This window comes from Mitsuaria sp. BK037 (assembly GCF_014193045.1).
Lineage (GTDB): Bacteria > Pseudomonadota > Gammaproteobacteria > Burkholderiales > Burkholderiaceae_C > Roseateles.
The window spans coordinates 545,902-570,576 of record NZ_JACHYS010000003.1; the positions used below are offsets into that span (position 1 = coordinate 545,902).

Genomic DNA, 24,675 nt, shown 5'->3' on the forward strand with positions numbered 1-24,675 from the left:
GGGTGCGCAACGTTCCCGCTCCGGGGAGCGAAGGTTGCGCAACGACCTTAGATCCTCATCGGCATGACGACGTACTTGAAGCCGGTGTGTTCGGGGATGCTGAGCAGCGCGCTGGACGAGCTGTCGTTCAGGTCCACCCGCACCATGTCCTGCGACATGTTGGCCAGCACGTCCATCAGGTAGGTCACGTTGAAGCCGGTTTCGATCTGGTCGCCGCCGTAGTCGATCTCGAGTTCTTCCTTGGCCTCTTCCTGCTCGGCGTTGCTCGAGGCGATCGACAGCAGGCCCGGCTCGAAGGACAGGCGCACCGCCTTGAACTTCTCGCTGGTCAGGATCGCGGCGCGCTGCAGCGCGGCCAGCAGCGGCTGGCGGCCCAGGATCACGTGGAAACGGTGGTTCTTCGGGATGACGCGGTTGTAGTCGGGGAACTTGCCCTCGACCAGCTTGGTCACGAACTCCATGCCGCTGAAGCTGAACTTGGCCTGGTTGCCGGCGAAGCGCATCTCGATCGGAGCGCTCTCGTCGTCGCCCTTGCCGCCGTCCTTGAGCAGGCGCATCAGTTCCAGCACCGTCTTGCGGGGCAGGATGACTTCCTGCTTGGGCATCTCGGTGTCCGTCTCGGCCTGGGCCAGCGCCAGTCTGTGGCCGTCGGTCGCGACCAGCGTCAGGGTCTTGCCCTCGGCCACGAACAGGATGCCGTTCAGGTAGTAGCGGATGTCATGCACCGCCATCGCGAAGTGGACCTGGTTGATCAGGCCCTTGAGCGTCTTCTGTGGCACGCTGAACGCGGGACCGAAGTCGGCCGCTTCCTGCACCAGCGGGAAATCGTCGGCCGGCAGCGTCTGCAGCGTGAAGCGGCTCTTGCCGCCCTGCAGCGTCATCTTGTTCTGGTTGGACGTCAGGCTCACCGTCTGGTCCGACGGCATCGAGCGCAGGATGTCGATCAGCTTGCGCGCGCCGATGGTGGTGGAGAAGTCCCCGTCGTCGCCCTCGAACTCGACCGTGGTGCGCACCTGGATTTCCAGGTCGCTCGTGGTCAGCTCCACCTGCTTGCCCTGCTTCCGGACCAGCACGTTGGCCAGGATGGGCAGGGTGTGGCGCCGTTCCACGATGCCGGACACCGCCTGCAGCGCGGCAAGCACTTTGTCCTGGCTGTCTTTCAACACGATCATGTCAACCTCTCTCCACTGTTGGCTGTTCGGGCGAACGCGGCATTTTCGCTGAAGGCGAAGGCGTTTTTCCTCATCCCTTCAGCGTTTGCTCCAGCACATGCAACTGCTGGTTCAACTCGGTGTTCTTCTGACGCTCGCCGCCGATCTTGCGGACCGCATGCAGCACCGTCGTATGGTCGCGGCCGCCGAACAGCTCGCCGATCTCCGGCAGGCTCTTCTGCGTCAGCTCTTTGGCCAGGTACATCGCGATCTGGCGCGGCCGGGCGATGCTGGCCGGGCGCTTCTTCGAGTACATGTCCGCGACCTTGATCTTGTAGAAGTCGGCCACCGTCTTCTGGATGTTCTCGACCGAGATCTGCCGGTTCTGGATCGAGAGCAGGTCCTTGAGCGCCTCGCGCGCGAGCTGGATGTTGATTTCCTTGTGCGAGAAGCGGCTGTAGGCCAGCACCTTGCGCAGCGCGCCCTCGAGCTCGCGCACGTTGGCGCGCACGTTCTTCGCGATGAAGAAGGCCACGTCCTCCGGCATCGGCGCGCTTTCGGCCTCGGCCTTCTTGATCAGGATGGCGACCCGCATTTCCAGCTCGGGCGGCTCGATCGCGACGGTCAGACCGGCGTCGAAGCGGCTGGTGAGGCGCTCGTCGATGTCCACCAGGCCCTTCGGATAGGTGTCCGAGGTCATGATGATGTGGGCCCGCTTGGCCAGCAGCGCCTCGAACGCATTGAAGAACTCTTCCTGCGTGCGGTCCTTGCCGGCGAAGAACTGCACGTCGTCGATCAGCAGCAGGTCCAGCGAGTGGTACTTGGCCTTGAGTTCGTCGAAGGTCTTGCGCTGGTAGTTCTTGACCACGTCCGAGATGAACTGCTCGGCGTGCAGGTAGAGCACGCGGGCGTCGGGGCGGTCCTTGAGCAGCGCGTTGCCGACGGCGTGGATCAGGTGGGTCTTGCCCAGGCCGACACCGCCGTAGATGAACAGCGGGTTGTACATCTGCCCGGGCGCACCGGCGACGTGCAGGGCCGCGGTGCGCGCCATCTGGTTGGCGCGGCCGGGGACCAGCGTGTCGAAGGTCAGGCTGGTGTTGATGCGGTGGCGGGTGGCGCTGGGCGGGACGTTGGGCGTCGCGCCCGGCTGGATCAGGCTCGCGGCGGTGGCCGGCGCCGCGGGCGCGGTCGGCTGGGCGGCCACGGGCGCGGCGGCCGGACGGGCGGCGGCCGACGCGGGCACGGCCGGCCGGCCGGCTGCTGGCGCGCCCAGGCCGTGCTGGTTCAGCACCTGGCCCATGGTCATGCTGGACGGCTGCGTGCGCGGCAGCGGCGCGATCGCCTCGCGCGGCGCCAGCGACAGTTCCAGGCGAGCCGGCTTGCCGGCGAGCTCGGTCAGGATGGCCTCGATGCGGCCGGCGTACTGGCTGCGGATCCAGTCCAGCTTGAATCGGTTGGGGACGCGGAGGGACACCAGGACGGCCTCGTGGCCGTTCTCTTCCTGCTGGGCGACCTCTGCCGGGGGCAGCGGACGGATCCAGGTATTGAATTGCTGCTCAGGCAGTTCGGCGGCCAGGCGTTCGCAGCCGCGCTGCCACAAGGCCGCCCCTGACAAGTCTGCGCTCATTGTGGAAAACTTATTCTTCGAGCGGCCGGATTGTACCGATGCGAGACCGCGAAGCCAGGGTTATCCACAGATTTTTTGCCCCGGTCAAGTGCTGGTAATCCCCGTGCCTGCCAGCCTCCGGATTGACCCTGATGCAAATCTTTGCTGTAATCGCGGGTTTTCCGGACGCCCGGACGTTGCTGCGTGGGCCTCCGCTTTTCGAGCGGCTTGCGACATCCCTCCGAGATGTCCACCGTCGCCACCGTCCGCGGCGCCAAGGTGGCGCGAGGCGACGGGAAGTACCGAAGATTTCCAAGAGGTTGAACATGAAACGCACTTATCAAGGCTCCAAGACCCGTCGCGCCCGCACCCACGGCTTCCTGGTCCGCATGAAGACGCGTGGCGGCAAGGCCGTCATCGCCGCTCGCCGCGCCAAGGGCCGCAAGCGCCTGGCCGTCTGAGCGAAGCGCAAGACGACTCCGACAGCACCGTGATCGGCCGCATCGTGCGATCGGCCGATTTCGAGCGCGTGCTGGGCACCCCCAGCCGCGCACGCAGCCCGCACTTCGCCGTGCATCACCTGGCCGCCAGCCCCTCGCTGCCGAAGCGCCGTCCATCCACAGGAACGGCTGACTTGTCCACAGGTGATGCACCGATTCATCCCCAAGCTGTGGATGAACGGTCCTCCGCGAACGTGGCGCCCACCCCCGTTGAATCGGTTCCAGCCGCGCCCGACCGGGCCTGGCTGGGCTACGTCGTGCCCAAGCGGCACGCGAAGCGCGCCGTGACGCGGGCGCTGCTCAAGCGCCAGATCCGCGCCGTGTTCGGCGACCTGCCGACGCTGCCGCCCGGCCTCTGGGTGGTGCGGCTGCGCATGCCCTTCGACCGCAAGCAGTACCCCAGCGCCTCTTCCGACGCGTTGCGCGCCGCCGCGCGCGCGGAGCTGCTGCAGCTGACCCGCAAGCTCGCGCCACCGCCCCCGGGCGCCGCCGGCTGACCGGATCGCGGTTCGGAACAGCGACCATGGACGACCGCCCCGGCCTGCCGACGCGACTGCTGATGGGGCTGGTGCGCGGCTACCAGCTGCTGTTCAGCGCCTGGTTGCGCGCGGGCTGCCGCTACAGCCCGAGTTGCTCGAACTACGCGATGCAGTCCCTGCGCCGCCACGGCGCCGCCGCCGGCACCTACCTTGCGGTCGGACGGGTCCTGCGTTGCAACCCTTTCTGTCTGGGCGGACACGATCCCGTGCCCGACAATCCGCCCCGCCTGTTCACCCGGTTCACCGAGCGTCCCTCCAGATGCCGCCCGGGGTCAGCCTCTTCAACCGCCAATCCAAAAGCTTCCCATGACTGATATTCGCCGCACCATCTTGTGGGTGGTGTTCACGATGTCGCTGGTCCTTCTGTGGGACGGGTGGCAGCGGCACAACGGCCAGCCGTCGCTGTTCCATCCGGCGCCGGCCAAGGTCGCCACCGCACCCGCCGCCCCGGCATCGGCCGCTTCCGCCGCCGCGCTGCCGGCCGCCGCGGCTGCTTCCGGCGCCACTGCCGGCGCGCCGGTCGCGCCCGTCGTCAAGAACGAGCTGGTCACCTTCAGCACCGACGTGGTCAAGGCCACCATCGACACCCGCGGCGGCAGCCTGGTGCGCGTCGAGCTGCTCAAGCATGCCGACGACACCAACCCCAGCGGCCATGTCGTCGTGCTGGATCCGATGCGCAACTACAGCGCCCGTTCCGGCCTGCTGAACGTGCCGAACGCGCCCAGCGACCAGACGGTGCTGACGCTGGTCGACGGCCCCAAGGAGCTCAAGGACGGCCAGGACACCCTGGTTGTGCGTCTGGAAGGTGAACAGGGCGGCGTGAAGCTGGCCAAGACCTACACCTTCAAGCGGGGCGACTACGCCATCGCGGTGAACCACGAGGTCACCAACACCGGCGCGGCCGCGGTCACGCCGCAGCTGTACCTGCAGCTGGTGCGTGACGGCCATGTCGAGCACACCGGTCCGTCCTTCGCGCCGACCTCGTTCTCCGGCCCGGCGATCTACACCGACAAGGCGAAGTACCACAAGCTCGCGTTCGACGACCTCAAGAAGGGCAAGGCCGAGTACGAGAAGAACGCCGATGACGGCTGGGTCGCGATGGTCCAGCACTACTTCGTCAGCGCCTGGATCCGCAACGAAGCCGGGCCGCGCGAGTTCAACGTCCGTCCGCTCAACCAGGACCTGTACACCGCCGGCATGGTGATGAACTTCCCGGCCGTGGCGCCGGGCGCGTCGGCCAAGCTGGACAACCTGCTGTACGTCGGCCCGCAGGAAGAGAAAAAGCTGGAAGTGCTGGCCCCGGGCCTGGAGCTGGTGAAGGACTACGGCATCTTCAAGATCCTGTCCAAGCCGCTGTTCTGGCTGCTGGACGTCCTGCACACGCTGCTGGGCAACTGGGGCTGGGCGATCATCCTGCTGGTCGTGCTGCTGAAGGTCGCGTTCTACGGCCTGAACGCCAGCGCGTACCGCAGCATGGCCAAGATGAAGGCGGTGAATCCTCGCATCCAGGAGATGCGCGAGCGCCTGAAGGACAAGCCGCAGCAGATGCAGCAGGAGATGATGCGGATCTACAAGGAAGAGAAGATCAATCCGCTGGGCAGCTGCCTGCCGATCTTCCTGCAGATGCCGTTCTTCATCGCGCTGTACTGGGTGCTGCTGTCCAGCGTCGAGATGCGCGGCGCGCCGTGGGTGATGTGGATCCACGACCTGTCCAAGCCCGACAGCCTGTTCGGCCACCTGTTCGGCGCGCCGATCGGCCCGCTGCCGCTGCTGATGACGGCCTCCAGCCTGCTGCAGGTCTGGCTGAACCCGCAGCCGGCCGACCCGGTCCAGGCCAAGATGATGTGGATCATGCCGCTGGCCTTCAGCGTGATGTTCTTCTTCTTCCCGTCGGGCCTGGTGCTGTACTGGCTGGTGAACAACATCCTGTCGATCGCCCAGCAATGGATGATCAACAAGCAGATCGGCGTCAGCGGCTCGAAGAAGTGATCGACGGCGGCGGGGGATTCGCCAATTCCTCACGCCGATCGCAGGAGCCCCCGCACCCCGGGGGCTTTTTTTCGTCCGCGCGCAGGCGCTTAATCGAGTCCATGCGGGGATCGCTTCTCCACCTGACTCGGGACGGTGGGGGACCGGAGGCGCAAGACGCCGGCTCACGAGAGGCGGCGACGAGGCCTGCCCCGCGCCATCCACGATGACGGCGATGCGGCCTGGCGGCCCATCGCCGTTGTTCTTGGTGCCCGGACGCTGCGAGACAATCGCGCCCATGCTGTCGCGACACCAGGATCCCATCGCCGCCATCGCCACCGCGCCCGGACGCGGGGCCGTCGGCATCGTGCGGGTGTCCGCGCCACAAGACCTGGCCCCGCTGGTGACGGCGATCTGTGGCCGCACGCTCAAGCCTCGCGAGGCGACCTACCTGCCTTTCCGTAGCGCCCAGGGCGAGGCGATCGACCACGGCCTGGCGCTGCTCTTCCCGGCGCCGCATTCCTACACCGGCGAGCATGTGCTGGAATTGCAGGCCCACGGCGGCCCGGTGGTGCTGCAACTGCTGCTGGCGCGCTGCCTGGAGGCCGATCCCGCGCTGCGGATGCGGCTGGCCGAGCCGGGCGAGTTCACACGCCGCGCCTTCCTCAACGGCAAGCTGGACCTGGCGCAAGCCGAGGCCGTCGCCGACCTGATCGACGCCAGCACCGAAGCCGCCGCGCGCAGCGCCGGTCGGGCGCTGGCCGGCGCGCTCAGCGGCGAGGTCGGCGGGCTGCGCGACGGCTTGATCCAGCTGCGGATGCTGGTCGAAGCCACGCTGGACTTCCCCGAGGAGGAGATTGATTTCCTCGAGCAGGCCGATGCGCTGGGCAAGTTGCGCCGGTTGCTGCAGCGGGTGGAGGCGCTGCTCGATCGCAGCCGCCAGGGCGCGATCCTGCGCGAGGGCATCAAGGTCGTGCTGGCGGGGCAGCCGAATGTCGGCAAAAGCTCGCTGCTGAACGCGTTGGCCGGCGCCGAGCTGGCGATCGTGACGCCGATCCCGGGCACGACGCGGGACAAGCTGAGCCAGACCATCCAGATCGAGGGCGTGCCGCTGCACATCAGCGACACGGCCGGCCTGCGCGACACCGAGGACGAGGTCGAGCGCATCGGCGTGGCCCGCAGCTGGGATGCGATCGCGGATGCGGACGTGGTGCTGTTCCTGCACGACCTGACGCGCGTCGGCCACGCCGACTACGAGGCCGAGGACGCCGAAATCCGCGGCCGCCTGACGAGCGTCGATCCGGCGCGGATCCTGCAGATCTACAACAAGGCCGACGCGCATGCGCCGGCGGGTTTGCCGGCGGACGCGCTGACCTTGTCGGCGAAGACGGGCGAGGGCCTGGACGCCTTGCGCCGACGCCTGCTGGAGCAGGTCGGCTGGCACGCGGTGCCGGAGGGCCTGTTCATCGCGCGCGAGCGCCACGTGCAGGCGCTGCGCCGCACCCAGGAGCACATCGGGCTGGCGTTGGCCCAGGCCGAGACCGAGCCGCCGGCGCTGGACCTGATGGCGGAGGAGTTGCGCCTGGCGCACGACGCGCTCGGCGAGATCACCGGCGCGTTCACCGCTGACGATCTGCTGGGAGAGATCTTCAGCCGGTTCTGCATCGGCAAGTGAGCGCCGAGGCCCTCAATGCCCCTCGAACGCCACCAGCGAAAACACCTTCAACCCGCCCTCCCGCAAGCGCTTCGAGCCGCCCAGCTCCGGCAGGTCCACGATCGCCGCGCCCTCGATGACCTCGGCGCCCAGCCGCTCGAGCAGCCGCTTGCCGGCCATCATCGTGCCGCCGGTGGCGATCAGGTCGTCGATCAGCAGCACCCGATCGCCGGCCTTCACCGCGTCGGTGTGCATCTCCACCGTCGCGCTGCCGTACTCCAGCTCATAGGTCTCCTGCACCGTCGTGAAGGGCAGCTTGCCCTTCTTGCGGATCGGCACGAAACCGACGTTGAGCTCATAGGCCAGCACCGAGCCGATGATGAACCCACGCGCATCCAGCCCCGCGATCGCATCGGGCCGCAGGTCGAAGTAGCGGTGCACGAACTGGTCGATGAGCACGCGGAAGGCCCGCGGGTTCGCCAGCAGCGGCGTGATATCGCGGAACTGCACGCCTGGCTCCGGCCAGTCCGGCACGGTGCGGATCTGCTGCCTCAGGAAGGCGATCGGGTCAGGGGTGAGGTCGGTGTGCGGCATGGGCGCGATTGTCGCGCCGGCCGGGCTCGGCGGGGTCATGCCGTCTGCTGCTGGCAGATCAGGCGCGCGCGGCCGGCCTGCTTGGCTTCGTAGAGCGCGGCGTCCGCCGTCTGGATCAGGCGCTGGGCCTCTTCGCCGCTGCGCGGGATCAATGCGGCCACGCCGATCGACAGGCTCACCGAGCGCCGCACCGGCGAGCCCACATGCTCGATCGCGGCCAGCCGCACGCTGTCCAGGCAGCGCTGCGCCACCACCTGCGCGCCGGCCAGGTCCGTGTCGACCAGCAGCACCGCGAATTCCTCGCCGCCGTAGCGGCACACCGATTCACCGCCGCGTCCGGCGCAGCTGCGCAGCAGCGTCGCGACGCGCCGCAGGCAGTCGTCGCCGGAGACGTGGCCGTAGCAGTCGTTGTATTGCTTGAAATGGTCGATGTCGACCATCAGCAGCGCCAGCGGCCGGCCTGCGCGAGTCGCGCGCTGCCACTCGGTCTGCAGCAGCTGGTCGAACAGCCGCCGGTTGCCGACGCCGGTCAGCCCGTCGGTGGTGGACTGCCGGGCCAGCAGCTCGTTGGCGCGGCGCAGCCGCTCCTCCTGGCGCTTGCGCTCGGTCAGGTCGGTGACGATGCAGACGTAGAGGTGGATCGTATCGGTCCGGACCTCGGCGATCGCCAGCTGCAGGTGCAGCGCCTCGCCGCTGCGGTGACGGGCGGTGAACTCGCGCGGCTGGCCCAGCAGCGAGCGCGGGTCCAGCGGCGCCTCCTGCGTCGCGCCCGCCACGCCAACCGCCCCCGAGGCCGCCGCCGACGCGGCGCCCAGCAGCATGCCCAGGTGGACGCCCTGCAGCTCCGAGGCGGTGAAGCCGAACAGCGACTCGCAGCTCGGGTTGGCCTCGAGCACATGGCCGCCGGAGTCCAGCGTCAGGATGCCGTTGGCGGCCGACTCGATCGTGGCGCGCAGTTGCGCCCGGCTCGCCGCCAGGCGCTGCTGCTCGTGGATCAGATCGGTCACGTCCATGCGCACGCCGACGATGCCGCCGGATGGCGTGCGGGATTCGTAGATGCGCAGCCACATGTCGTCATGCACCCGCTGCAGCAGCGGCGACACCTGCTTGCCGCGCGCCTGGCGGCGCTCTTCCAGCCATTCGGGTTCGCGGCCGCGCGCCTCCGGGATGCCGCCGCGCGCCAGGGACTCCCGCACCAGGTCCTCGAAGGTGCTCTTGCGCTGGAAGTGCCGCAGCATGTGCGGGTAGATCTCGACCAGGCGGCGGTTGTAGGCGATCAGGCGGTCCTCGGCGTCGAAGATCTCGACGCTGGCCGGCAGCGCGTCGATCGCTTCCTCCATCGTGCGCTGCGCCAGCCGGGCGCGGGCCTGCGTGCGCGCCAGCGTCGACACGACCGCCACCGCCAGCAGCACCGTCAGCGCCAGCGAGGCCACGCCCACCCACGCCAGCCAGCCGTCGACCGCGTCGCCGCCGAGGGTGACCGTCAGCACGATGGCCTGCAGGCCCACCAGCAGCGCGAACGCCAGCAGCGGCCAGGTGCGGACTTCGGCGGATCGGTTCATCGCGGAGCGCGGCGCCGGCGGCGACGCCATGGAAAAGGGTGGCTGATCCTAGCCAGCCCGCTCCGCGATGAATACCGCTCCACGGGGGGAGAAGCGGGTTCGGGCGACGTCCCCTCGTTGGTGGGGTGCCACGCTTTGTGAGCGACGGTGTACGGGGACGGGTCAGCCGCCGCGGGTGACCGGCATGTCGCCCGCGTTCGGCAGGCTCATGTGGCGCGCCAGTTCCAGCTTCGCCAGCGAGTTGCGGTGCACCTCGTCCGGGCCGTCCGCGAAGCGCAGCGTGCGCTGGCCCGCCCACATGTAGGCCAGCGGGGTGTCGTCGCTGACGCCCATGCCGCCGTGGACCTGCATCGCCCAGTCGATCACCTTCAGCGCCATCGTCGGCGCCACGATCTTGATCATCGCGATCTCGGCCTTGGCGACCTTGTTGCCGACGGTGTCCATCATGTAGGCCGCCTTCAGCGTCAGCAGCCGCGCCTGCTCGATGCTGCAGCGCGCCTCGGCGATGCGCTCCTGCGTCACCGTCTGCTGCGCGATCGTCTTGCCGAAGGCGACCCGGGAGATCGCCCGCTTGCACATCAGCTCCAGCGCCCGCTCCGCCGCGCCGATCGAGCGCATGCAGTGGTGGATCCGTCCCGGGCCCAGGCGCCCCTGCGCGATCTCGAAGCCGCGGCCCTCGCCCAGCAGGATGTTCTCCACCGGCACCCGCACGTTCTTGAGCTCGATCTCCATGTGGCCGTGCGGCGCGTCGTCGTAGCCGAAGACGCTGAGGTGGCGCTTGACCGTGATGCCGGGCGTGTTCGCCGGCACCAGCACCATGGACTGCTGCTCGTGGCGGCCGGCGTCCGGGTTGGTCTTGCCCATCACGATGTAGAGCGCGCAGCGCGGATCGCCGGCGCCCGACGACCACCACTTCGTCCCGTTGATGACGTACTCGTCGCCGTCCCGTTCGATGCGGCACTGGATGTTGGTCGCGTCCGACGAGGCCACGTCGGGCTCGGTCATCAGGAAGGCGGAGCGGATCTCGCCGCGCAGCAGCGGCTCCAGCCAGCGGTCCTTGAGCGCTTCGCTGGCGTAGCGCTCCAGCGTCTCCATGTTGCCGGTGTCGGGCGCGGAGCAGTTGAAGACCTCCGGCGCCCAGTACACGCGGCCCATGATCTCGCACAGCGGCGCGTACTCGAGGTTGGACAGCCCTTCCGGCGCGCGCGCGGAGCGCGGCAGGAACAGGTTCCAGAGCCCGGCGGCGCGCGCCTTGGGCTTGAGCTCCTCGATCACCTGCGTCGGGATCCAGGCGTTGCCGGCGCGGCGGTTGGCCTCGATCTCGGCGTGGTAGCGATGCTCGTTGGGATAGATGTGCTGGTCGAAGAACGCCAGCAGGCGCTCGCGCAGCTGTTCAACCTTGGGGCTGTAGTCGAAGTTCATTGGGGGAGTCTCCCGGTGAGGCGTTCTTGAGGCGTTCGTGAGGCCGTGAGGCGCGCGGCGGGTCGGCGCAGCGCGCGTCAGCCGCGCTGGCCGCGATAGCGGAGGTACTGCGCGTACAGCGCCTCCATCGTGGTGGACCGTTCGTCCGCATGCAGCGGATGCGAGGGCGCGAAATTGCAGACGCGCAGCAGCCAGTCGCCGGGCGCGTCGCCGGTCGGCGGGGCGACGTCCAGCACGTTGATGCAGGCCGGCGACTGGACCCAGCTGCCGAGCATCAGGCGCTGGCCGCCGGTGACCGCATGCGACAGGATCGCGGCGTTGACGACACCATGCAGCACCAGCAGCGCGCAGTCCCAATCGGGATCGGCCTGCAGGCGGGCGACGCCGCCGAGCACGCGATCGAGCAGCTCGCCGACGCTCTCGCCGTTGAGGAAGCGCTGCGATTCCGGGACCGGGCTGCGCTGCAGGCCGGTGAAGGTGCGCGCGAGTTCATCGGTGGGGATCTCGCCGAGGCGGCCGCCGCGGATCTCCTGCCACTCGGGCCAGACCTGCGGCGAGAGCTCGCCCTGGCCGGCGTGGCGCAGCACCAGGTCGGCGGTCTCGACGGTGCGCGGCAGGCCCGACACGATCACGCGATCGAATCGCACGCCAGCCGCGCGGAACGCCTCGCCGGCGGCCTGCGCCTGCGCGATGCCGTCGTCGTTCAGACGCACCTGCTCGGGCAGCACCGGGCGCCCGGTCGGGCCATCGAAGTAGGTCACCGCGCCATGCCGCATCAGGTAGACGCGGCGGCGTTGCGGGCTGCGGGGCTGGGTGTCCAACATGGGCGGCAGTGTGGCGCAACGACGCAGGCCGCACTGTCACGCAGGCGGCAGGCCCGCGGACGGGGCCACAATTCGCCGCCGTGCCGTGCCGTGCCGTGCCGTGCCGTGCCGTGCCGTGCCGTGCAGCGGCGCGCCCGTGCCGCTTTCGTTCCCCGCCTCCGTCCTGACGCCTTGGTGACAAGCCCCGCTCCGCTCCCCCCTCATCGCCCGCCGGGCCCGCACGCGGCCGGCGAGCCACCGCTGCGCGACGACATCCAGGCACTGCGCGCGGTCGCCGTGCTGTGGGTGCTGCTCTATCACGCGCAGGTCCCCGGCGCGTCGGGCGGCTACCTCGGTGTCGACATCTTCTTCGTCATCTCCGGCTACCTGATCACCGGCCTGATCCAGCGCGCGCTGCGGCGCGGCGACTTCTCCTTCCGCGCCTTCTACGGCCGGCGCGCGCGGCGTCTGCTGCCGGCGGCCTACGTGGTGCTCGGCGCGACGCTGCTCCTCGTGCCGTGGGCGCTCAACCGCCGCGAGCAGATCGACTTCGTCGGCCAGTTGCTGGGCGCGCTGGGCTTCGCCAACAACCTCGTGCTGTGGAAGCAGACCGGCTACTTCGAGGGCGCCTCCGACCTCAAGCCGCTGCTGCATTTCTGGTCGCTGGCGCTGGAGGAGCAGTACTACCTGGTGCTGCCCGCGCTGCTGGTCTTCAGCCCCGCGCGGCTGCGGACGGCGACGGCCATCGCGGTGACGCTCGGCAGCCTGGCGCTGCTGGTGTGGTGGCAGCCGATCGACGCCGGCGGTGCGTTCTACCTGCTGCCCACGCGGGCGTGGGAGCTGGGGCTGGGATCGATCGGCGCGCTGATGACGTCCGTGTCGGCGTCGATGGCGACAGCAACGGCGACGGCGAGGTCCTTGGCCGACACGGCCGACGCGCGCGCCCTGCGCTGTCAGCGCGTCCTGAGGACGCTGACGCTGCCGTCATGGGCGCTGCTGCTTGTCGTCCCCGCGGCGCCGCAGTTCTTCGGCACCGCGCACCCGGGGCCGGCGGCGCTGGTCGTCGGCCTGGCGACCCTGGTCCTGCTGCTGCGCGAGCCCCAGCGCTGGCCGCGCGTCGCGGCGCCGCTGATCCGCATCGGCGACTGGTCGTATGCGCTGTACCTCGTGCACTGGCCGCTGATCGCGATCCTGCACAACGCCTGGGTCGGGTTGAAAGCCGATCCGCAGGCGCTGATGGCCTGGCGCATCGGCGCGGTGCTGCTGTCGTTCCCGCTGGCGTGGCTGCTGCACCGTGGCGTCGAACGGCCGGCCAAGGCGGCGCTGACCGGGCCTCGCGGGGCCTGGATCCTGGGCAGCGGCACGGCGGCGCTGGCGCTGGGAGGCATCGTGCTGGCGCTGCACAAGCCGGCGCCGGGGGCGATCGACTTCGTCGAGCTGCGCAAGCCCAACTACGGCCTGTCGGCCAACTGCGATGCCGAGGAGCCCTTCGACGGCCGCGAGGACTGCCGCTCGCGGCCGGGCGCGCGCTGGATGGTCTGGGGCGATTCCTACGCGATGCATCTGGTGCCGGGGCTGGTGCGCGTGGCCAGCGACCAGGGGCTGGTGCAGGCGACGAAGTCCTCCTGCGGCCCGTTCCCCGGGCTGACGCCGGTGCGACCGGGACTGGGCCGCGGCAACAGCTTCGCTTCACCGTGGATCGAGCAGTGCCAGGCCTTCAACGCATCGGTGCTGCGCTGGCTGGCGCGGCATCCGGAGATCGAGACCGTGGTGTTGTCCAGCTTGCTCACGCAGTACCTGGACGCGTCGAAGTACGAGTTGCAGCGCACCCGCGGCGATGCGTCGGACGACGGACGGGTGCGCGGCGAGCGCGCGATGCGCGAGGCCCTGCTGGCGGACATGGCCGAGACGGTGAAGCGTCTGAAGGCGATGGGCAAGCGGGTGATGGTGGTGGCGCCACCGCCCTCGGCGCCGTTCGACATCGCTGGCTGTCTGGAGCGCCGGCAGGCGCGTCGCTGGACCATCGGCGCTACACCGGGCTGCGTGATCGATGTGAAGGACTACGAACAGCGGCGCGCCTCCGAGCATGCGTTCATCGAGGCGCTCGCGAAGGCGGAGGCGCGGCTGCCGGTGCTGCGCTTCGAGCCGCTGCTGTGCGACGGCACGAGCTGCCAGGTCGAGCGCGACGGCGTGCCGCTCTACCGCGACCAGGGCCACCTCAGCCGCGAGGGCTCGAGACTGCTGATGCCGGCAGTGATGTCGGAAGCCGTGGGCGAACGGCAGCTCGCGTTGCGAAATTGAACTGAATGAGTCCCTCGCCGAGGGAGTTCTCGGAGTGGCAGATCCCGCGCGGGGCGGCGTCAGCCGACCAGCAACCCGTGCTCGGCGCGCGCGAGCGCCTCGGGCGTGCCGGAGATGACCAGCGTGTCCCCGCCCTGCAGCACCAGGTCGTCGCTCGCGTCCTTCACCGCGCCGTTGGGACGGCGCACCGAGAGCACGCTGACGCCCCATCCCGCCAGCCCGAGCTCCCCGAGCGTGCGGCCTTCCAGCGCGCTCGCCATCGGCAAGCTGATCGACTGCAGCCGCGCTTGGTCGCGCTCCTCCGAGGTGTCGTCGTCCGCCCCGTGGAAGTAGCCGCGCAGCAGCCCATAGCGCCGGTCCCGCGCATCGCGCGCGATGCGCAGCACGCGCCGCATCGGCACGCCGACCAGCGCCAGCGCGTGGCTGGCCAGCATCAGCGACCCTTCGATCGCTTCCGGCACCACCTCGGTGGCGCCGGCGGCGCGCAGCTTCTCCAGGTCGGTATCGTCGATCGTCCGGACCACCACCGGCACATGCGGCGCGTGCCCGCGCACCTCGTGCAGCACCTTCAGCGCCGACGGCGTGTCGTGGTACGAGATGACGACGGCGCTCGCGCGCGTCAGGCCCGCGGCGATGAGGCTGGGCAGCCGCGCCGCGTCGCCGAATACCACGCTCTTGCCGGCCGCCGCCGCCTGCCGCACCCGGTCCGGATCCAGGTCCAGCGCCATGTAGGGGATGTGCTCCGCCTCCAGCAGCGTCGCCAGGTTCTGCCCGCTGCGGCCGTAGCCGCAGATGATCACGTGGGCATCGGTCTTGATCGACTTCTTCGCGATCGTCGTCAGCTGCACCGACTGCAGCAGCCAGTCGCTGGCCGACAGCTTCATCACGATGCGGTTGCTGTGCTCGATGATCAGCGGCGTCATCAGCATCGACAGCACCATCGCCGCCAGCACCGGGCTGACCCATTGCGCGGCGATCAGGTTGTGCTGCGCGCCCAGCGTCAGCAGCACGAAGCCGAACTCCCCCGCCTGCGCCAGGTAGAGGCCGGTGCGCAGCGCCACGCCGGTCGGCGCGCGGAACAGCTTCGCCAGCCCGGCCACGAGCACGAACTTCGCCGTCGTCGGCACCAGCGTCAGGATGATGACCAGCGGCCACTGGAAGACCAGCGTCTGCCAGTCCAGCCGCATGCCGATGGTGATGAAGAACAGCCCCAGCAGCACGTCGTGGAAGGGCCGGATGTCCAGCTCCACCTGGTGCTTGTATTCGGTCTCCGCGATCAGCATGCCGGCGACGAACGCGCCCAGCGCCAGCGACAGCCCCGCATGCTCGGTCAGCCAGGCCAGGCCCAGCGTCACCAGCAGCAGGTTGAGCATGAAGAGCTCCTGGCTCTTGCGCCGCGCCACCAGCGTCAGCCAGCGGCGCATCAGGTGCTGGCCGCCGGTCAGCAGCAGCACCAGCAGCAGCGTCGCCTTCAGCGCCGCCCAGCCCAGCGACTCGATCATCTGCGTGCCGCTGCCGCCCAGCGCCGGGATCAGCACCAGCAGCGGCACCACGGCCAGATCCTGGAACAGCAGCACGCCGATCACGCGCCGGCCATGCTCGCTCTCGAGCTCCAGCCGCTCGGCCATCAGCTTCACGACGATGGCGGTGGAACTCATCGCCATCGCGGACCCGAGCACCAGCGAGCCCTGCCAGCCCAGGTCCCAGGGCCAGCCCATCAGGCCGAAGAACCAGCGCAGGAAGAGGTTGCCGGCCATGGTGCCGCCGATCGTCACCACCACCTGCAGCAGCCCCAGCCCGAACACCATCGCGCGCATGCTGTGCAGCTTGGGCAGGTTGAACTCCAGGCCGATCGCGAACATCAGGAACACGACGCCGAACTCGGCCAGGTGCTGCACGCCGGGGACGTCGCTGGCCAGCGCCAGCGCGTTCGGACCGATCAGCACGCCCACCACCAGGTAGCCCAGGATCGGCGGCAGCTTCAGCGAGCGGCACACCACGACGCCCAGCACGGCGGCGATCAGGTAGATGAGGGTCAGGTCCAGCGCGGAAAGCATGGCGGCGATGGTACTGGCCCCCCGGCCCCGGGCGGCCCGGGATGCAGCAAGGACTGACCTCGCCATACGGCCGGCGAGCGGCGCCCCAGCCATGCGGGCGCGGGTCGCGGCGCACGGTCCGCCGCCGCGGGGCGGGACTGGCTTTGGTCACGCGTCAGGCGCAAACTACCCGCCTTATGCATCGGGCGCATGCCCGCATGTGTACTCGGCTTTGCCGGACGTGGCGGACGCGCAGGGCTTCGGGGTACCGTTCGCGCCACCGAAAAGTTACGGAGCATTTCATGCCCAACCTGAGTTTCGTTTCCCCCACGCGCAACAGTCCCTGGGGCACCTACCTGTCCCAGATCGACGCCGTCGAGCCCTACCTGGGCAAGCTGGCCCGCTGGGTGGAAACGCTGCGCCGCCCCAAGCGCGCGCTGATCGTGGACATCCCCATCGAACTCGACAACGGCACCATCGCCCACTACGAGGGCTACCGCGTCCAGCACTCGCTGACTCGCGGTCCCGGCAAGGGCGGCGTGCGCTACCACCCGGACGTCACGCTGGAAGAAGTGATGGCGCTGTCGGCCTGGATGACGGTCAAGAACGCCGCGGTGAACCTGCCCTACGGCGGCGCCAAGGGCGGCATCCGCCTGGACCCCAAGACGCTGTCGCTGAAGGAGCTGGAGAAGGTCACCCGCCGCTACACCAGCGAGATCGGCATCATCATCGGCCCGACCCAGGACATCCCTGCGCCTGACGTCAACACCAACGGCCAGATCATGGCCTGGATGATGGACACCTACTCGATGAACGTCGGCGCCACCGCCACCGGCGTCGTCACCGGCAAGCCGATCCCGCTGGGTGGCTCGCTGGGCCGCGTGGCCGCCACCGGCCGCGGCGTGTTCGTCGTCGGCCGCGAAGCGATGCGCCGCCTGAACATCAACATGGAAGGCGCCCGCGTCGCGGTGCAGGGCTTCGGCAACGTGGGCTCGGTGGCCGCCAAGATGTTCGCCGCCAACGGCGCGATCGTCGTGGCCGTGCAAGACCACACCGGCACCATCCAGAACGACAGCGGCATGGACATGGCCTCGCTGCTGGAGCACGTCGGCCACACCGGCGGCGTCGCCGGCTTCAAGGGCGCGGACCGCATCGACAACGAGAACTTCTGGGACGTGAAGTCCGACGTGCTGATCCCCGCCGCGCTGGAAGGCCAGCTGTCGGGCGAGCGCGCCAAGCGCGTCCAGACCCGCCTGGTGCTGGAAGGCGCCAACGGCCCGACCACGCCCGACGGCGACGCCGTGCTGGCGGACCGCGGCATCATCGTCGTCCCCGACGTGATCGCCAACGCGGGCGGCGTGACCGTTTCCTACTTCGAGTGGGTGCAGGACTTCTCGTCGTTCTTCTGGACCGAGGACGAGATCAACGTCCGCCTGGACAAGATCCTGGTCGGCGCGTTCAAGGGCATCTGGGACACGGCCGAGCAGCACAAGATCCCGCTGCGGACGGCGGCGTTCACGGTCGCTTGCACGCGCGTGCTGCAGGCCCGTGAAGAGCGTGGTCTGTATCCCTGATCCACAGCCGCGGGTTTCTCGCGGTTACGGAGTGGATGGGCCCCATGTGGGCCCATTTTTCATGGGTCGGCGGAGGGCGCAGGTGGAGTTCATGCGCAGGCCGGGGCGTTGGCCGCCAGGGCATGGGGCCTTGGCGGCGAGCGCCAAAACCCCACGCCCTGCCGTCCCCCATCACCTCCGTCCTTCGACGGTTTTGCGAGCGGGGACTTTGGGGGAGGAGGTCAGTGGCTGATCTTCGTGCCGAGCACCTGCAGGAACTGTGCGATCCAGGCGGGGTGCGCGGGCCAGGCTGGCGCCGTGACCAGCTTGCCGTCGGTCACCGCCTGGTCGACCGGAATGTCGGCGTAGCTGGCGCCAGCCAGTTCCACTTCCGCGGCGCACGCGGGGTAGGCCGATACCTTGCGGCCACGGATGATGCCGGCGGCGGCCAGCAGTTGCGCGCCATGACAGATCGCGGCGATCGGCTTGTCGGCCTGGGAGAAGTGCTGCACGAGCGGCAGGACGCCAGGCATCGTGCGCAGGTACTCGGGAGCCCGGCCACCCGGAATCACCAGTCCGTCGTAGTCCTGCGGCTTGATCGCGTCGAAGCTGGCGTTCAGCGTGAAGCGGTGACCCGGCTTCTCCGAATAGGTCTGCGCGCCCTCGAAGTCATGGATGGCCGTGAGCACGAAATCGCCGGCCTTCTTTCCCGGACAGACGGCGTCGACCCGGTGTCCCACCGCCTGCAGCGCCTGGAACGGCACCATCAACTCGTAGTCCTCGACGTAGTCGCCCGCCAGCAGCAGCAGCTTCTTGCCCATCGCATCTCTCCAGAGTCGGTTGAGGGAGCGCCGATTCTGGGAGGCCAAGGCCGTCAGGTCGATGAATCCCTCATGTACCCGCGTCGGCGTCGCGGGCTCGCAGCGCCGGCGCGGCAGCGACCGCGAGCGTCCAGCAGATCCAGGCGGTCCACATCGTGTGGCTGGGGTAATGCGCGCCGCGCGCCATCTGCGCCAGGCCATACAGCGTGCCCATCACGAGCACCGCACCCAGTGCGATCCGCGCCTGCCGCGGATAGGCGCGGCGCAGCATGAAGAAGAGGCTGAAGAAGGCGAAGGCGGAACTCGCATGGCCCGATGGGAAGCAGTGCCCCGGTCCGCCGTCGCCGACACCGAAGCGCCAGTGCGACACGTAATGCGCGACGCCGCCGAATTCGGCCAGGTCCCACGGGCAGCTGGTGCTGCTGCCCTGCTTCATCAACGGGATCAGCACCAGGCTGACCGCCGTCAGCGCGACGGCGCCCCAGCGCTCGCGCCGCGTCAGTCCCGGCCACAGGGGCCGCAGCGCGTTGATCAGCAACACGACCGCCAGGCCGGTCGCCACCCAGCGCCCGCCCTGGTGCAGCAGGCCCGAGGTGAGCCAGTGGTCGCGCAGCGCGAAGCCGTGCGCATCGGCGAAGAGCCGCACCACGGCCAGGTCCCAGCCGGCCGCGTCCCAGAGCAGCAGCGCGGCGAGCCCCGCCAGCGCGACCAGCCAGCCGCGGCGCAGGTCCGGCAGGCGCAGCGCGCCGACGGGGGAAAGGACGGGCGCGGTCGCCGATCCGGCGCCCAGCGGCAGGGGGGAGAGGGGAGGCGTGTTCACGGCCTCGCAGTGGGCACCGCCGCCCTGAAGTTCGACTGAAGCCAAGCTGAAGGCCGGCTGAAGTTCTGCGACAGTCCGCACAGTGCGCGCCGCGGCCGGACCGACCGGTGGCCGCTGGTATCGTTTTCGGCCCGACGGCCTCCTTTCCCGCGGCTGCCCGCCGCACGCCCATGCGACTCCTGCTGCTCGAAGACGACGAATTGCTTGGCGAGGCCCTGCGCGATTTCCTGCGCGACGAAGGCCATGCCGTGACCTGGGCCCGCCGCCTGGCCGAACTGCTGCCGCGCCAGCATGAGGAGTTCGATGCGCTGCTGGTCGACTGGCAGCTCCCGGACGGCTCCGGCCTGGACTGGCTGCGCGGCCTGCGCCAGCGCGGCGTGTCGATCCCGGCGCTGATGCTGACCGCGCGCGACCTGCTCGCCGACCGGCTGCAGGGCCTGGACAGCGGCGCCGACGACTACCTGGTCAAGCCCTTCGCGCCCGAGGAACTGGCGGCCCGCTTGCGCGCCGTCAGCCGCCGCCATGCGGGCGCGAGCAGCTCGCAGCGCCGCCATGGCGACGTGGTGCTGGACCTGGCCGCCAAGCGGGCCACGCGCGACGGGCAGCCGGTCGAGCTCACCGCACGCGAGTGGGCCGTGCTGGAGGCGCTGGTGCAGCGCGGCGGCCGGCTCTATCCGAAGCGCGACCTGGAGCTGCAGGTGTTGGGCGACGACGCGGAGGTGCTGAGCAACGCGCTGGAGGTCCACGTGTCGAGCCTGCGCCGCAAGCTCGGCCGCGAGCTCATCGAGACCGTCCGCGGCCTGGGCTACCGGCTTGGCCCGGGGGCGCCGTGAGCGGCACGCCAGGGCCGCGCCGCCCGTCCATCGCCGGCCGCCTGGCGCGCCAGCTGCTGCTGATCTCGGCGTTCTGGGCGGTGCTGGCCGGCGTCAGCGTCTGGCTGGTCGTGCAGGAGGAGGTCGACGAACTGCTCGACGAGACGCTGCAGGCGTCCTCGCAGGTGCTGGGCCAGCTGCTGCGCCAGAGCCAGGCCATGCCGGCCCAGATCGCCTATAACGACGACCTCAGCACCCATTTCGCCTGGCAGCTGGTGGCGCCGGACGGCGCCTTGCTGCACCGCTCGCCGCTCGCGCCGGTCAAGGCCTGGAAGCTGCCGCCGGGCTTCAGCGACTGGCAGGACGACGGCAGCGATGGCGACGACTGGCGCGTGCACGTGCGCCCGCTGCCGACGGCGGCCGGCCCCGGCTGGCTGATGGTGGCGCAGACCAGCGCCGAGCGGAAGGAGGTGCGCAGCCGCGTCGGGCTGGCCAGCGCCTTGTCCGCGCTGCTGGTGGGCGGGCTGTGCATGGTGTGGATGAACCGGCGCGCGCGCGCCGAGCTCGCGCCGCTGAGCGAGTTGTCCGCCGCGCTGGGCGGCTACGACCCGCTCGACACCCGGCAGCTGTTGCCGGAGCAGCCGCGCAGCGAGCTGGCGGAGATCCGCGCCGCGGTGCTCGACCTGGGCCAGCGCCTGGCCCAGCGCGTCGCCAACGAGCGCGCCTTCAGCGCGCATGCGGCGCATGCGCTGCGCACGCCGCTCGCGGGCATGGACGCCCAGCTCGCGATGGCGCTGCGCGAGGCGCCGCCCGAGTCGCGCGCCCGGCTGCAGCGCACCCGCGAGGCGGGCGACCGGCTGCGCCGCGTGGTGACCGCGCTGCTGACGCTGTTCCGCACCGGCATGAGCCTGCGCTGGCAGCGCCTGGACCTGGTCGAGCTGATGCAGCTCCTGCCCCTGCCCGACGGCCTGGTGCTGGACCTGCCGCCGGAGGCCGGCATCGACGCCGATCCGGACCTGCTGGCCGCCGCGCTGATCAACCTGATCGACAACGCCTGGCGCCACGGGGCCTCGCAGGTACGGCTGCGCCTGAAGGCCCAGCTGGACGGGGGGATGACGCTGGAGCTCACCGACAACGGCGAGGGCGTGGCCGACTGGCAGCGCGTGGACCTCAACGACGCGCTGGAGCGGCAGCAGTACGAAGGGCGCATGGGCCTGGGCCTCATGATGGCCGACCTCGTGGCCCGCGCCCACGGCGGCGACCTGCGGCTGCCGGCCATGGAAGCGGGCTTCGGCGTGGCCCTCAGACTGGGGCCGGCGCCGGACTGAATCGACCCCGGCGGCTACACTTTCGCCCTTATGACGACCCACGCCGCCCTCACCCATTCCCGCGCGCTCGACGTGGCCCGCGCGGCCTTGCAAGTCGAGGCGGACGCACTGCTCGCGCTTGCTCCCCGCCTGGGCGAATCGTTCGAACAGGTGGTCCGCAAGATCCTGGATTGCTCCGGTCGCGTCGTCGTGATGGGCATGGGCAAGAGCGGCCACGTCGGCCGCAAGATCGCCGCCACCCTGGCCTCCACCGGCACGCCGGCGTTCTTCGTCCATCCCGGCGAGGCCAGCCATGGCGACCTCGGCATGGTCACGCCCGGCGACATCGTGCTGGCGCTGTCGAATTCCGGCGAAAGCGACGAGCTCAACGCCATCATCCCGGTGCTCAAGCGCCAGGGCGTGACGCTGATCGGCATGACCGGCGGACTGTCGTCGTCGCTGGCCAAGCATGCGGACTTCGTGATCGACTCGCGCGTGGCGCAGGAGGCCTGCCCGCTGAACCTCGCGCCGACCGCCAGCACCACCGCGCAGATCGCGCTGGGCGACGCGCTGGCCGTGGCGCTGCTGGACGCGCGCGGTTTCCGCGCCGAGGACTTCGCCCGCTCCCATCCGGGGGGCTCGCTCGGCAGGCGCCTGCTGACCCATGTGCGCGACCTGATGCGCGGCGGCGACGCGCTGCCGCGCGTGAATGCCGAGCTGCCGCTGCTCGACATGATGCGGGTGATGTCCGACAAGGGCCTGGGCTGCGCGGTGCTGGTCGGCGCCGACGGCAAGGCCGGCGGCATCTTCACCGACGGCGACCTGCGCCGGCTGATCGAGCGCGGCGGCGACCTGCGCGGCCTGACGGCCGGCCAGGTCATGCATCCGAATCCGCGCACCGTGGCCGCCGACGCGCTGGCCGTCGACGCGGCCGACCTGATGGAGCAGGCCCGCATCACGCTGGTGCTGGCCGTGGACGACGAACAGCGCCTGGTCGGCGCGATCAGCATCAACGACCTGATGCGCGCGAAGGTGATCTGATGAGCGCTTCCTCCCTGACTCCCGCGGACGCGGACGCGCCGGTCGTGCGCGAGCTCCAGCCCGCGCTGGCCTTTCCGCCGGAACTGCTGCTCAAGGCGCAGGGCCCGGCGCTCGGCCTGCGGGCCGCGATCTTCGACGTCGACGGCGTGCTGACCGACGGCCGCATCTACCTCAGCGCGCAGGGCGAGGAGTTCAAGGCCTTCGCGACGCTGGACGGCCACGGGATGAAGCTGCTCGCGCAGGGCGGCATCGTGCCGATCATCATCACCGGCCGCGATTCGCCGGCGGTGCGGCGGCGGGTCGCCGACCTCGGCCTGCCGCACGCCGTCTATGGGGCCAGGAACAAGCTGGCCGCGGCGCAGCCGCTGCTCGACCAGCTCGGCCTGCGCTGGGAGCAGGTGGCGGTGATCGGGGACGACTGGCCCGACCTGCCGCTGATGGTGCGCGCCGGTTTCGCCTGCGCGCCGGCCCAGGCGCATGCCGAGGTCAAGGCGGCCGCGCATCATGTCACCGCCGCCGCTGGCGGCCATGGTGCCGCCCGTGAGTTCTGCGACCTGCTGTTGATGGCCGCCGGCCAGTACGCGCGGCTGCTGCACGGCCACCTCGAGACCCTGGACGGGAGCGGCCACTGATGGCGGCGCTCGCTCCGCCGCCGACCTCGCCGCGGCGCCGCGTCCAGCCCTTGCTGTGGCGCCTGCAGTCGATGCTGGCCAGCTACGTGCCGCTGCTGCTGATGGCGATGCTGGCCGGCTTCACCTGGTGGCTGATCAAGAACACGCCGCAGCTGGAGACGCCGCGCGAGAAGGCCGCGCCCAAGCACGAGCCCGACTACCGGATGAACGGCTTCGAGGTCGAGCGCTTCAGCAGCGACGGCCGGTTGACCGGACGCATCATCGGCACCGAGATGCGGCATTACCCCGACAACGACACGCTGGAGATCGACGCGCCGCAGCTGCGCGCCTACGGCAAGCAGGGCGAACTGCTGGTCGCCGACGCGCAGCGCGGCCTGTCCAACGGCGATGGCAGCGAGGTGCAGCTGCTCGGGGACGTGAAGGTCAAGCGTTATCCGGACGGCGATCCGTCGCAGCCGCCCGACCTGGAGCTGTATGGCGAGTTCCTCCATGCCTTCGTCCCGCAGCAGCAGATCCGCTCGCATCTGCCGGCGCGCGTCATCGGCATGGGCGGCGAGATGCAGGTGAAGAGCTTCGTCTACGACCAGCTCACCGGGCGCCTGAGCTTCAGCGGCGGTGGCCGCGCCACCTTCGCCGCCCGACCTGGCGCGCGCGCCGCGGCACCGGCCGCCAAGGCCTCGGCGCCGACGCCCGCACGCAAGCCATGAATCGACTCGTCTACATCACCGGTGCCTCAAGCGGCATCGGCCAGGCGCTCGCGCTCCAGTACTACCGCGAGGGCTGGAACCTCGCGCTGGTCGCGCGCCGCGTCGAGGAACTCAGCGCCTGGGCGGAGCAGCAAGGCCTGGCGCCGTCACGCTGGCGGGTCTACCGCGCCGACGTCAGCGACATCGAGGCCATCACCGCCACCGGCCGCCGCTGCATCGCCGAGCAGGGCCTGCCCGATGTGGTGATCGCCAACGCGGGCATCAGCATCGGCATGGACACGGCGATCCATGAGGACCTGGCCGTGATGCAGCGCGTCTACGCGACCAACAACATCGGCCTGGCGGCGACCTTCCATCCCTTCGTCGGCCCGATGCGCGAGCGCCGCGGCGGCACGCTGGTGGGCATCGCCAGCGTCGCGGGCATCCGGGGACTGCCGGGGCACGGGGCGTATTGCTCCAGCAAGGCGGCGGTGTTCAGCTATTGCGAGAGCCTGCGCGGCGAATGCCGGCCCGATGGCGTGAAGGTCGTGACGATCGCACCGGGGTATGTCGATACGCCGCTGACGCGCGAGAACCGCTACAGCATGCCCTTCCTGATGCAGCCGGACGACTTCGCGCGCAAGGCCTACGCCGCGATCGAGGCCGGCGCCCGGGTGCGCTTCATTCCCTGGCAGATGGGGCTCGTGGCGCACGCGATGCGCCTGCTGCCGGGCGCGGTCTTCGACCGGCTGCTGGCGGGGCGTCCGCGCAAGCATCGGCAGGGCGAGCGCTGAGCGGCAGCGCCCTTCGGGGCGCTCGCGCCCACCGGGGTGGGCCGACGCGCGTCGGCCGCCGTGGCGCCGATGA

At 70.1% G+C, this 24,675-nt stretch carries 22 protein-coding genes; 13 read left to right on the forward strand and 9 right to left on the reverse strand.

Features of this window, described 5'->3' with window-relative positions; all coding sequences use genetic code 11:
• Positions 1–47: 47 nt before the first annotated feature.
• Both dnaN and dnaA read right to left on the reverse strand, forming a co-directional pair.
• Complete coding sequence (gene dnaN / locus FHT37_RS19245; protein WP_091729890.1) at positions 48–1,172, reverse strand: DNA polymerase III subunit beta; 1,125 nt, start codon at positions 1,170–1,172, stop codon at positions 48–50.
• A gap of 70 nt (positions 1,173–1,242) precedes the next feature.
• A complete protein-coding gene (dnaA, locus tag FHT37_RS19250; protein ID WP_183483679.1) occupies positions 1,243–2,778 on the reverse strand; it encodes a chromosomal replication initiator protein DnaA in 1,536 nt (511 codons plus the stop codon).
• A gap of 305 nt (positions 2,779–3,083) precedes the next feature.
• On the opposite strand from dnaA, the gene rpmH reads away from it, so the two are divergent.
• The 5 genes from rpmH (at position 3,084) to mnmE (ending at position 7,439) form a co-directional block, all read left to right on the forward strand.
• Entirely contained in the window at positions 3,084–3,218 is a 135-nt protein-coding gene (gene rpmH, locus FHT37_RS19255) for a 50S ribosomal protein L34 (RefSeq protein ID WP_067065970.1), read from the forward strand.
• A 233-nt stretch (positions 3,219–3,451) separates the two neighbouring features.
• Positions 3,452–3,754, forward strand: a complete 303-nt coding sequence (locus tag FHT37_RS25810) for a ribonuclease P protein component (RefSeq protein ID WP_404932658.1) — start codon at positions 3,452–3,454, stop codon at positions 3,752–3,754.
• 26 nt (positions 3,755–3,780) lie between these two features.
• Positions 3,781–4,110: a membrane protein insertion efficiency factor YidD gene (gene yidD, locus FHT37_RS19265; protein WP_091729896.1), complete on the forward strand. Its 330-nt coding sequence runs from the start codon at positions 3,781–3,783 to the stop codon at positions 4,108–4,110.
• On the forward strand, positions 4,103–5,785 hold the full coding sequence (yidC, locus tag FHT37_RS19270; protein WP_091729900.1) for a membrane protein insertase YidC: 1,683 nt from the start codon (positions 4,103–4,105) through the stop codon (positions 5,783–5,785). The genes yidD and yidC overlap by 8 nt, the downstream gene beginning before the upstream one ends.
• Positions 5,786–6,062: 277 nt before the next feature.
• Positions 6,063–7,439: a tRNA uridine-5-carboxymethylaminomethyl(34) synthesis GTPase MnmE gene (mnmE, locus tag FHT37_RS19275; protein ID WP_183483683.1), complete on the forward strand. Its 1,377-nt coding sequence runs from the start codon at positions 6,063–6,065 to the stop codon at positions 7,437–7,439.
• Between the two features lie 12 nt (positions 7,440–7,451).
• Here mnmE and FHT37_RS19280 read toward each other — a convergent pair whose 3' ends face one another.
• From FHT37_RS19280 to FHT37_RS19295, 4 genes are all read right to left on the reverse strand, one after another.
• On the reverse strand, positions 7,452–8,012 hold the full coding sequence (locus FHT37_RS19280) for an adenine phosphoribosyltransferase (protein WP_147241709.1): 561 nt from the start codon (positions 8,010–8,012) through the stop codon (positions 7,452–7,454).
• A gap of 35 nt (positions 8,013–8,047) precedes the next feature.
• Positions 8,048–9,574 carry a diguanylate cyclase gene (locus FHT37_RS19285; RefSeq protein ID WP_183483690.1) on the reverse strand — a complete coding sequence of 509 codons (1,527 nt, stop codon included), beginning with the start codon at positions 9,572–9,574 and terminating at the stop codon, positions 8,048–8,050.
• A gap of 162 nt (positions 9,575–9,736) precedes the next feature.
• On the reverse strand, positions 9,737–10,996 hold the full coding sequence (locus FHT37_RS19290) for an acyl-CoA dehydrogenase family protein (protein WP_183483692.1): 1,260 nt from the start codon (positions 10,994–10,996) through the stop codon (positions 9,737–9,739).
• 77 nt (positions 10,997–11,073) lie between these two features.
• Positions 11,074–11,820 carry a histidine phosphatase family protein gene (locus FHT37_RS19295; RefSeq protein WP_183483694.1) on the reverse strand — a complete coding sequence of 249 codons (747 nt, stop codon included), beginning with the start codon at positions 11,818–11,820 and terminating at the stop codon, positions 11,074–11,076.
• Between the two features lie 174 nt (positions 11,821–11,994).
• Between FHT37_RS19295 and FHT37_RS19300 the strand changes: the two genes are divergently transcribed.
• Positions 11,995–14,100, forward strand: coding sequence for an acyltransferase family protein (locus FHT37_RS19300; RefSeq protein WP_183483696.1), 2,106 nt, complete (start codon positions 11,995–11,997; stop codon positions 14,098–14,100).
• Positions 14,101–14,159: 59 nt separating this feature from the next.
• Here FHT37_RS19300 and FHT37_RS19305 read toward each other — a convergent pair whose 3' ends face one another.
• Positions 14,160–16,157 carry a monovalent cation:proton antiporter family protein gene (locus FHT37_RS19305; protein WP_091729928.1) on the reverse strand — a complete coding sequence of 666 codons (1,998 nt, stop codon included), beginning with the start codon at positions 16,155–16,157 and terminating at the stop codon, positions 14,160–14,162.
• 281 nt (positions 16,158–16,438) lie between these two features.
• On the opposite strand from FHT37_RS19305, the gene FHT37_RS19310 reads away from it, so the two are divergent.
• On the forward strand, positions 16,439–17,710 hold the full coding sequence (locus FHT37_RS19310) for a Glu/Leu/Phe/Val dehydrogenase (RefSeq protein WP_091729933.1): 1,272 nt from the start codon (positions 16,439–16,441) through the stop codon (positions 17,708–17,710).
• Positions 17,711–17,931: 221 nt separating this feature from the next.
• Here the strand turns inward: FHT37_RS19310 and FHT37_RS19315 are convergent, their stop codons facing one another.
• A complete protein-coding gene (locus FHT37_RS19315; RefSeq protein WP_091729937.1) occupies positions 17,932–18,510 on the reverse strand; it encodes a DJ-1/PfpI family protein in 579 nt (192 codons plus the stop codon).
• Between the two features lie 70 nt (positions 18,511–18,580).
• Positions 18,581–19,330: a phosphatase PAP2 family protein gene (locus tag FHT37_RS19320; protein WP_310739760.1), complete on the reverse strand. Its 750-nt coding sequence runs from the start codon at positions 19,328–19,330 to the stop codon at positions 18,581–18,583.
• Between the two features lie 170 nt (positions 19,331–19,500).
• Between FHT37_RS19320 and FHT37_RS19325 the strand changes: the two genes are divergently transcribed.
• The 6 genes from FHT37_RS19325 to FHT37_RS19350 are packed head-to-tail and all read left to right on the forward strand — an operon-like array spanning position 19,501 to position 24,602.
• Positions 19,501–20,163 carry a response regulator transcription factor gene (locus FHT37_RS19325; protein WP_183483698.1) on the forward strand — a complete coding sequence of 221 codons (663 nt, stop codon included), beginning with the start codon at positions 19,501–19,503 and terminating at the stop codon, positions 20,161–20,163.
• Positions 20,160–21,470, forward strand: a complete 1,311-nt coding sequence (locus tag FHT37_RS19330) for an ATP-binding protein (protein WP_310739761.1) — start codon at positions 20,160–20,162, stop codon at positions 21,468–21,470. The genes FHT37_RS19325 and FHT37_RS19330 overlap by 4 nt, the downstream gene beginning before the upstream one ends.
• Positions 21,471–21,500: 30 nt before the next feature.
• Positions 21,501–22,490, forward strand: a complete 990-nt coding sequence (locus tag FHT37_RS19335; protein WP_183483700.1) for an SIS domain-containing protein — start codon at positions 21,501–21,503, stop codon at positions 22,488–22,490.
• A complete protein-coding gene (locus FHT37_RS19340) occupies positions 22,490–23,122 on the forward strand; it encodes an HAD family hydrolase (RefSeq protein WP_183483701.1) in 633 nt (210 codons plus the stop codon). Before FHT37_RS19335 ends, FHT37_RS19340 begins: the two co-directional genes overlap by 1 nt.
• A complete protein-coding gene (gene lptC, locus FHT37_RS19345; RefSeq protein WP_091729953.1) occupies positions 23,122–23,829 on the forward strand; it encodes an LPS export ABC transporter periplasmic protein LptC in 708 nt (235 codons plus the stop codon). Before FHT37_RS19340 ends, lptC begins: the two co-directional genes overlap by 1 nt.
• The gene (locus tag FHT37_RS19350; protein WP_091729957.1) at positions 23,826–24,602 is read left to right on the forward strand and encodes an SDR family oxidoreductase; all 777 of its coding nucleotides are present in this window, start codon (positions 23,826–23,828) and stop codon (positions 24,600–24,602) included. The genes lptC and FHT37_RS19350 overlap by 4 nt, the downstream gene beginning before the upstream one ends.
• Positions 24,603–24,675 lie beyond the last annotated feature (73 nt).

Coding starts and splice junctions, on each gene's coding strand:
- FHT37_RS19295 (WP_183483694.1), bottom strand. CDS start 11,820: ATGTTGGACACCCAGCCCCGCAGCCCGCAACGCCGCCGCGTCTACCTG.
- dnaA (WP_183483679.1), bottom strand. CDS start 2,778: ATGAGCGCAGACTTGTCAGGGGCGGCCTTGTGGCAGCGCGGCTGCGAA.
- FHT37_RS19340 (WP_183483701.1), top strand. CDS start 22,490: ATGAGCGCTTCCTCCCTGACTCCCGCGGACGCGGACGCGCCGGTCGTG.
- FHT37_RS19285 (WP_183483690.1), bottom strand. CDS start 9,574: ATGAACCGATCCGCCGAAGTCCGCACCTGGCCGCTGCTGGCGTTCGCG.
- yidC (WP_091729900.1), top strand. CDS start 4,103: ATGACTGATATTCGCCGCACCATCTTGTGGGTGGTGTTCACGATGTCG.
- yidD (WP_091729896.1), top strand. CDS start 3,781: ATGGACGACCGCCCCGGCCTGCCGACGCGACTGCTGATGGGGCTGGTG.
- FHT37_RS19305 (WP_091729928.1), bottom strand. CDS start 16,157: ATGCTTTCCGCGCTGGACCTGACCCTCATCTACCTGATCGCCGCCGTG.
- dnaN (WP_091729890.1), bottom strand. CDS start 1,172: ATGATCGTGTTGAAAGACAGCCAGGACAAAGTGCTTGCCGCGCTGCAG.
- FHT37_RS19335 (WP_183483700.1), top strand. CDS start 21,501: ATGACGACCCACGCCGCCCTCACCCATTCCCGCGCGCTCGACGTGGCC.
- FHT37_RS19350 (WP_091729957.1), top strand. CDS start 23,826: ATGAATCGACTCGTCTACATCACCGGTGCCTCAAGCGGCATCGGCCAG.
- lptC (WP_091729953.1), top strand. CDS start 23,122: ATGGCGGCGCTCGCTCCGCCGCCGACCTCGCCGCGGCGCCGCGTCCAG.
- FHT37_RS19315 (WP_091729937.1), bottom strand. CDS start 18,510: ATGGGCAAGAAGCTGCTGCTGCTGGCGGGCGACTACGTCGAGGACTAC.
- rpmH (WP_067065970.1), top strand. CDS start 3,084: ATGAAACGCACTTATCAAGGCTCCAAGACCCGTCGCGCCCGCACCCAC.
- FHT37_RS19325 (WP_183483698.1), top strand. CDS start 19,501: ATGCGACTCCTGCTGCTCGAAGACGACGAATTGCTTGGCGAGGCCCTG.
- mnmE (WP_183483683.1), top strand. CDS start 6,063: ATGCTGTCGCGACACCAGGATCCCATCGCCGCCATCGCCACCGCGCCC.
- FHT37_RS19290 (WP_183483692.1), bottom strand. CDS start 10,996: ATGAACTTCGACTACAGCCCCAAGGTTGAACAGCTGCGCGAGCGCCTG.
- FHT37_RS19310 (WP_091729933.1), top strand. CDS start 16,439: ATGCCCAACCTGAGTTTCGTTTCCCCCACGCGCAACAGTCCCTGGGGC.
- FHT37_RS19280 (WP_147241709.1), bottom strand. CDS start 8,012: ATGCCGCACACCGACCTCACCCCTGACCCGATCGCCTTCCTGAGGCAG.